Annotated in this window: 7 protein-coding genes; 5 read left to right on the top strand and 2 right to left on the bottom strand. The window is 57.8% G+C overall.

The window, feature by feature from the left end:
* Positions 1-471 precede the first annotated feature (471 nt).
* A complete protein-coding gene (locus tag LBW87_RS17320) occupies positions 472-783 on the bottom strand; it encodes a 2Fe-2S iron-sulfur cluster-binding protein (RefSeq protein ID WP_225202711.1) in 312 nt (103 codons plus the stop codon).
* Positions 784-1,153: 370 nt separating this feature from the next.
* Positions 1,154-2,035, bottom strand: a complete 882-nt coding sequence (locus LBW87_RS17325; RefSeq protein ID WP_225202712.1) for a LysR family transcriptional regulator — start codon at positions 2,033-2,035, stop codon at positions 1,154-1,156.
* Positions 2,036-2,253: 218 nt separating this feature from the next.
* Between LBW87_RS17325 and LBW87_RS17330 the strand changes: the two genes are divergently transcribed.
* The 5 genes from LBW87_RS17330 to LBW87_RS17350 all read left to right on the top strand — a co-directional run.
* The gene (locus LBW87_RS17330) at positions 2,254-3,879 is read left to right on the top strand and encodes a GMC family oxidoreductase (RefSeq protein WP_225202713.1); all 1,626 of its coding nucleotides are present in this window, start codon (positions 2,254-2,256) and stop codon (positions 3,877-3,879) included.
* A 219-nt stretch (positions 3,880-4,098) separates the two neighbouring features.
* Positions 4,099-4,869 carry an ABC transporter ATP-binding protein gene (locus LBW87_RS17335; RefSeq protein WP_225202714.1) on the top strand — a complete coding sequence of 257 codons (771 nt, stop codon included), beginning with the start codon at positions 4,099-4,101 and terminating at the stop codon, positions 4,867-4,869.
* Entirely contained in the window at positions 4,869-5,627 is a 759-nt protein-coding gene (locus LBW87_RS17340; RefSeq protein WP_225202715.1) for an ABC transporter ATP-binding protein, read from the top strand. The genes LBW87_RS17335 and LBW87_RS17340 overlap by 1 nt, the downstream gene beginning before the upstream one ends.
* 152 nt (positions 5,628-5,779) lie before the next feature.
* A complete protein-coding gene (locus LBW87_RS17345; protein WP_225202716.1) occupies positions 5,780-6,991 on the top strand; it encodes an ABC transporter substrate-binding protein in 1,212 nt (403 codons plus the stop codon).
* A gap of 128 nt (positions 6,992-7,119) precedes the next feature.
* Positions 7,120-7,315 (top strand): ABC transporter permease subunit (locus tag LBW87_RS17350; protein WP_413927657.1); only part of this gene is annotated, 196 nt, incomplete at its 3' end.

Below are 7,315 nucleotides of genomic sequence, written 5' to 3' on the forward strand. Positions count from 1 at the left end.
TTTTCTTCCGCTGCATCAATCCGACCCGCTCAAACCCTTGTGCAGACTGCCTTTCCCGATGGCTGCCGGGTATCGGGCTTTCGCTGTTCCAAATCAGGTCGGCAGCAACCACTGTGTAAACGAACAGCGTAGCCTGTGGATAAAGTTCTGAATAAGTTTTTCATCGATTGGGGAAAACTACAAAAGTTATCCCAATTCGAATTTTTATCCCCGAACTGTTATGTCGTCATACATGGTTTGCCCTTGTGCTTATCCTTTGTGCAACTGGCTGTTTTTTTTCAGGTAAACCAGGTTATCCACAAAGGAGGTGGGTCGTTAACTACTACTACTATTCTTATACACAGCTTAGTTTTAAAACCAACGGTGACAAATGCGCGAACGCACGTGCCCTTGCAAACCGAGGGGCTTTCAGCAATTCGGCTAAAGACGTCGGGTTATGGAAATGACAGGCCAACCATCGGAATCGATGATTCAGACATTCAGATTGATCGCTGCAGGTACGTCGAGCACCAGGTCGGAGCTCGCCACGGCGACGCAGGGAAGAATCCAGCCCTCGTTCTTTTCTTCGCGCGTCAGTCCTGGCCACTCGATCTGGTAGTCAACATTGCCGCTGACCATCTTGCACATGCAGGTTCGGCAGGTGCCGTTACGACAGGAATTTGGGAGTCGGATTGCAGCAGCCAGCGCCGATTGCAGTAACGACCGGTTGGAATCGGCCTGTGTAAAAGTCAAACCTGCCGGTAACAGCACAACCTGATGGGTTTGGGGTGCTTTCGAGGTCATAGGACAGTGTCGGGTGGGGGTGTGGATAAGTGTTTGTATAGATGCTGCGTAGATTGGGAATATCTCACCAAATTTGTCCACAGCGAAAATCTGTCCAGAATCTGTTACGACGCTATGCAGAGACTTGCCAAGCGTTTACGCAGAGGACAAGTTCTTGATTTTTCTCGGGTAAACCGAGTTATCCACAGAAAACGCCGCCGTTAACTATTACTACTACTTATATATATACACATCTAAATTAAAACCCAAAAACCGGAAACCCCGGGGACAACTTCAAAAACCGGTCATTTCAAACAGGAAAACCCCAAAAGCGTCTCCAGGAATCCGGTTGAATCGGTCTTTCTTCCTGAAATCAGGGAAGCCAGCTTCATCAACGCCAGACTTCCTGCACCAGTTGCAGCACAGCCTTGATCGCATCTTCATTTTTTCTCTTTTCGATGCAGACAAAGCTGAGCTCTGTGGACAATTCGACGGCATCGGCAATCACCAATCCATGCGCATGCGCCTGGTTCAAGGCGATCGAGGCCCTGGCCAGCGACAACCCGATGCCCGATTTCACCAGATCGAGCATGGATGACTCCTGATCCACCAGCGCGACGGTGTCCGGCTGCACTTTATGTTGCGCAAAGACATGGCTCAGCAGCCGATGATGAGCAGACTCCGGTGGCGTCCAGATCCAGGGCAGGCGCGACAATTCCTTCCATCCCTTGCCGGCGACGCGGTTCTTCCAGCCGGCGGGGGCGATGACGTTGTAGGTAAAGGGCGTCAGGCTGACCGCCTGGAACCCGGCGCCCGGGTCACCCAGGAAAAAACCGACATCCAGCCCGCCGTCACGGATCTGCTGAAGGACCGATCCCGACATGTGATGCGACAGCCGGGTCGACAGGCGCGGATGACGACTCACCAGTTGTTTCAGGAAAGCGCCAAGGCGAATGAATTCGGGATCCAGAATGGTGCCGATGGCCAAGGTGCCGGACAGATGAACAGCACTGGCCTGGAGCGCATCGGCGTGGCCACGGAAATCCTGCATATCGGCCAATACCCGCTCGGCCAGCGGCAACAGCTTGTTGCCTTGTACCGTCAGCACCATGCCGCTGGCAGTACGGACGAACAATTGCAGACCCAGTTGTTCCTGCAAGGCCTTGATCTGGAGACTCACCGCCGGCTGGCTGACATGGAGGCGTTCAGCCGCACGCGTCAGGTTACCTTCGCGAGCCACTGTCACAAATGCGCGCAAATGTACGATATCCATCATTAAAATCTTTTAAAAATAGTTAAGTACGTTACTGTGAATATTTTTATATTATAAGTAATTGTAATATTGCTATTGATAATATCTCATTGGCTACGGCGCGATTAGCAGGCTATGCTCTGCTTCGACCAAAGAATCACTTATGAGCCATGCAATGGCCGACACGGCAAGCCCGTCAGGGCTGCTGCGATAAAAACGACAGGCAGTGAGGAGACAGCATGCAATCAGCAGGTCAATACGACTACATCATCATCGGCGGCGGCACCGCCGGTTGCGTGCTCGCCAACCGGCTCAGCAAGCAGCCCGATACGCGGGTGCTGCTGCTGGAGGCGGGGGCGAGGGACGACTATCTCTGGATTCATATCCCGGTGGGCTATCTGTACTGCATCAACAACCCACGCACCGACTGGATGTTTCGGACCGAGTCCGATGCCGGCCTGAACGGACGCAGCCTGATCTATCCGCGCGGCAAGGTGCTGGGCGGCTGTTCGTCGATCAACGGCATGATCTACATGCGGGGCCAGGCGCGCGATTACGACGAATGGGCGCAGTTGAGCGGAGATGAGAGCTGGAGTTGGCAAAATGTGTTGCCTTTGTTTCGCAAGAGCGAGGATTACTACGGCGGCAGCGATGGTTTTCACGGCGCCGGTGGCGAATGGCGGGTCGAAAAGCAACGCCTGCGCTGGGACATTCTCGATGCCTTTCGCGAGGCCGCCGCGCAGACCGGGATCCCCAAGACCGATGACTTCAATCGCGGCGACAACGAAGGCTGCGGGTATTTCGATGTGAACCAGAAGCGCGGCATTCGCTGGAATGCCTCCAAGGCTTTCCTGCGGCCGGCGATGAAGAAGGGCAACCTGGACATCATGACCGGCTCGCATGTCAGCAAATTGCGCATGGCGGCCGGTCCCGATGGGCCGGTGTGCACCGGCGTCGAATTTACCGGGGGCAACGGCGCCTGGTTTGCCGAGTCGCGCAAGGAAACCATCCTCTGCGCCGGCGCCATCGGTTCGCCTCATATCCTGCAGATGTCGGGTATCGGCAGCGCCGAGCTGCTGGCGCACCACCAGATTCCGGTGGTCCATGACCTGCCGGGGGTAGGAGAGAACCTGCAGGACCATCTGCAGATCCGTACCGCGTTCCGGGTGACCGGCGCCAAGACGCTCAATGCGATGGCCTCGAGCATGCTGGGCAAGATGATGATCGGGCTGGAATACATGTTCATGCAAAGCGGGCCGATGTCGATGGCGCCGTCGCAACTGGGCGCGTTCGCCAAGTCCGATCCGGGGCAGGCCAGCGCCAACCTCGAATACCATGTGCAGCCGCTGTCGCTGGAGAAGTTCGGCGATCCGCTGCACGCTTTCCCGGCCTTCACGGCCAGCGTGTGCAACTTGCGCCCGACTTCGCGCGGACATGTGCGGCTGGCCTCGACCGATCATGCGCTGGCGCCCAAGATCACCACCAACTACCTGTCCACGCCCGAAGACCTGCAGGTGGCCGCCGACTCGATCACGCTCACCCGCCGCATTGCGGCTGCGCCGGCGCTGGCCAGGTATCGGCCTGAAGAGTTCAAGCCGGGCCCGCAATACCAGACGGCACAGGACCTGCATCGCGCCGCCGGCGAAGTCGGCACCACCATCTTCCATCCCGTGGGTACCTGCCGCATGGGGCGTAGCGACGACAGGCAGGCCGTGGTTGATTCGCAATGCAGGGTGCTAGGGGTACGTGGCCTGCGCGTGGCCGACGCCTCCATCATGCCTACAATCACGTCAGGCAACACCAATTCGCCGACCGTCATGATCGCTGAAAAAGTGGCGTCGCATCTGCTGGGAATCCAGTCCTGAAAAGCGGTTTGGACCGATATCCAAACGGGCATGCGATACGGTACTTATACGTATTGTAGGAATGGTACGACTCGGCTACTATGCGCCAAATATTAAAAAGAGCTTCTCCGCTTCGCCAGATAAAAAACGCGGTTTCGCGTGCCAAGGCACGACGACCGCAGTAGGGCAGGCCACGACGTCCGGACCACCGGCGCGGGCATAAAAGGGAAAGATGAGACTATGACAGACGTCATTCTGGAGACACGGAACCTGACGAAGGAATTCAAGGGTTTCACGGCGGTGAGTGCGGTCAATCTGCAGATTGAACGCGGCCACATTCATGCATTGATCGGCCCCAATGGCGCCGGCAAGACTACCTGCTTCAACCTGCTGACCAAGTTCCTGGTGCCGACCTCGGGCCAGATCCTGTTCAATGGTCGCGACATCACGGCCGATGCGCCAGCGCAGATTGCGCGCCAGGGCATCATCCGGTCGTTCCAGATATCGGCAGTCTTCCCGCACATGAGCGTGCTGGAAAACGTGCGCATCGGCCTGCAGCGCAAGCTCGGCACGTCATTCCATTTCTGGAAGAACGGCGACAGCTTAAGGCAACTCGACACGCGTGCCATGGAACTGCTGGACGAGGTCGACCTCACCAGCTTCGCGCACACCACCACGGTCGATCTGCCATACGGCCGCAAGCGCGCGCTCGAGATCGCCACGACGCTGGCGATGGAACCCGAATTGATGCTGCTCGATGAACCGACCCAGGGCATGGGCCACGAAGACGTCGATCGCGTCACGGCACTGATCAAGAAGGTATCGGTCGGTCGTACCATCCTCATGGTGGAGCACAACATGAGCGTCATCTCCGGCATCTGTGATCGCATCAGCGTGCTGCAGCGTGGCGCCGTGCTGGCCGAAGGCAACTATGCCGAAGTCTCGCGCAATCCGCAGGTGATGGAAGCCTACATGGGCACCGTCAGCGCCGAGCTGGAAGGAGCGCACTGATGACGACCACTTCCCTGGAGCATGCCGTGAACCCGGTTTCTGCCAACGACGCACCGCTGGCCCTGCAGATCAGCGACCTGCAATCGTGGTACGGCGAATCGCACATCCTGCATAACGTCAACCTCAATGTCCGTCGTGGCGAAGTGGTCACGCTGCTGGGCCGCAATGGCGCTGGCCGCACCACCACGCTGCGCTCGATCATGGGCCTGGTCGGTACCCGCAAGGGGTCGATCAAGATCGACGGACGCGAGACCATCAACCTGGCCACGCACAAGATCGCCCACTTCGGAGTTGGTTACTGCCCCGAGGAACGTGGCATCTTTTCTTCGCTCTCGGCCGAAGAAAACCTGCTGCTGCCGCCATTCGTTTCGAAGACCGATCGCGGCATGTCGATCGACGAAATCTATGACATGTTCCCGAACCTGAAGGAACGTCGCAACAGCCAGGGCACACGGCTGTCGGGTGGCGAACAGCAGATGCTGGCCGTGGCGCGCATCCTGCGCACCGGTGCCCGCCTGCTGTTGCTCGACGAGATCTCGGAGGGACTGGCGCCGGTCATCGTGCAGGCGCTGGCACGCATGATCCTGGCGCTCAAGGCCAAGGGTTACACGATCGTGATGGTCGAGCAGAACTTCCGTTTTGCCGCACCCCTGGCCGATCGCTTCTACGTGATGGAACATGGACAGATCGTCGAGTCGTTCGAAGCCGGACAGCTCGAAGCGAAGATGTCGACCCTCAACGAATTGCTGGGCGTATAAGACGCATCCGGCGCCGCCGCAAGGCGTCTCAAGAGTACTGCCAACAAGTACCGGAAGGGGGGAGTGATCCTCTCCCGAATCCATAAAAAAGCTGTCTCGCAGGTCACACTGACAAACCAACTCAGCGGGCTTCAACACTAGAGGAGATGAAAATGAAACTCAAGGCAATGGCATTGGCCGTCACCACCGCGGCAGCCGCATTTGCGCTGTCGGCGCCTGCGTCGGCGCAGATTTCGGGCGACGTCATCAAGATCGGGTTCCTCACCGATATTTCGGGCGTGTACTCCGACATCGATGGCCAGGGTGGCGCAGAAGCCATCCGGTTGGCGATTGCGGACATGGGTGGCGCGATCAATGGCAAGAAGGTCGAGCTGATCGTGGCCGACCACCAGAACAAGGCTGACGTAGCTGCCAGCAAGGCGCGCGAATGGTTCGACCAGCAGGGCGTGGACGTCCTGATCGGCGGCACTAACTCCGGCACGGCGCTCGCCTCGGCCAAGATTGCCGCTGAAAAGAAAAAGGTTTATATCCAGATCGGCGCCGGCTCGGCGCGTCTGACCAACGAAGAGTGCTCGGCCTACACTGTTCACTATGCGTATGACACGGTAGCGCTGGCCAAGGGAACCGGTTCGGCAGTGGTCAAGCAGGGTGGCAAGAGCTGGTTCTTCCTGACCGCCGACTATGCGTTCGGCCATTCGCTTGAAGCCGATACCGCCAACGTCGTGAAGGCCGCGGGCGGCACCGTGGTCGGTTCGGTCAAGCATCCGCTGAACGCGTCGGACTTCTCGTCGTTCCTGCTGCAGGCACAAAGCTCCAAGGCACAGATCGTCGGCCTGGCCAACGCCGGTGGCGACTTCATCAATGCGGTCAAGGCCGCCAACGAGTTCGGCATTACCAAGACGGCCAAGCTGGCCGGCCTGCTGGTATTCATCAACGACATCCACTCGCTCACGCTCAAGACCACCGAAGGCCTGTATCTGACCGACAGCTGGTACTGGGACACGAATGATGAGACGCGTGCCTTTGCCAAGCGTTATTTCGCCAAGCAAAAGAAAAACCCGTCATCGCTGCAAGCAGCGGATTACTCGGCGACCCTGCAATACCTGAAGGCAGTCAAGGAAGCGGGCTCGGATGACGCAGACAAGGTCCTGGCAGTGCTGCGCAAGACCAAGTTCAACGATCTCTATCAGAAGAACGGTTACCTGCGTGCCGATGGCCGCGTGGTGCATGACATGTACCTGTACCAGGTCAAGGCGCCCTCCGAGTCGAAGTATCCATGGGATTACTACAAGCTGGTGCAGACCATTCCTGCCGAGCAGGCGTGGACCACCAAGGCCGAATCGAAGTGCGCGTTGTGGAAGTAAGTCGCTTGCGACTTGACGGAGCACGGTAGCTGAGCCGCATGTGAAATCTGTCATTTCCGTCTCGGCGGAATGGCAGATTTTTCTTGTCGGCGTCAGCGCCCTTCACCCATCCTGGATGAATGAGTTTTATGGAAATTTTCGGAATCCCCCTGCAAGCCTTGCTCAGCCAGCTACTGCTGGGACTGGTCAACGGCTCCTTCTATGCCATGTTGTCGCTGGGCCTGGCGGTGATCTTCGGCCTGCTCAACGTGATCAATTTCGCGCACGGCACGCTGTACATGATGGGCGCCTTCCTGGCCTGGATGGGCCTGTCCTACTTCGAGC

Origin of the sequence: Herbaspirillum sp. alder98 (assembly GCF_020179755.1) — a bacterium.
GTDB lineage: Bacteria > Pseudomonadota > Gammaproteobacteria > Burkholderiales > Burkholderiaceae_D > Herbaspirillum.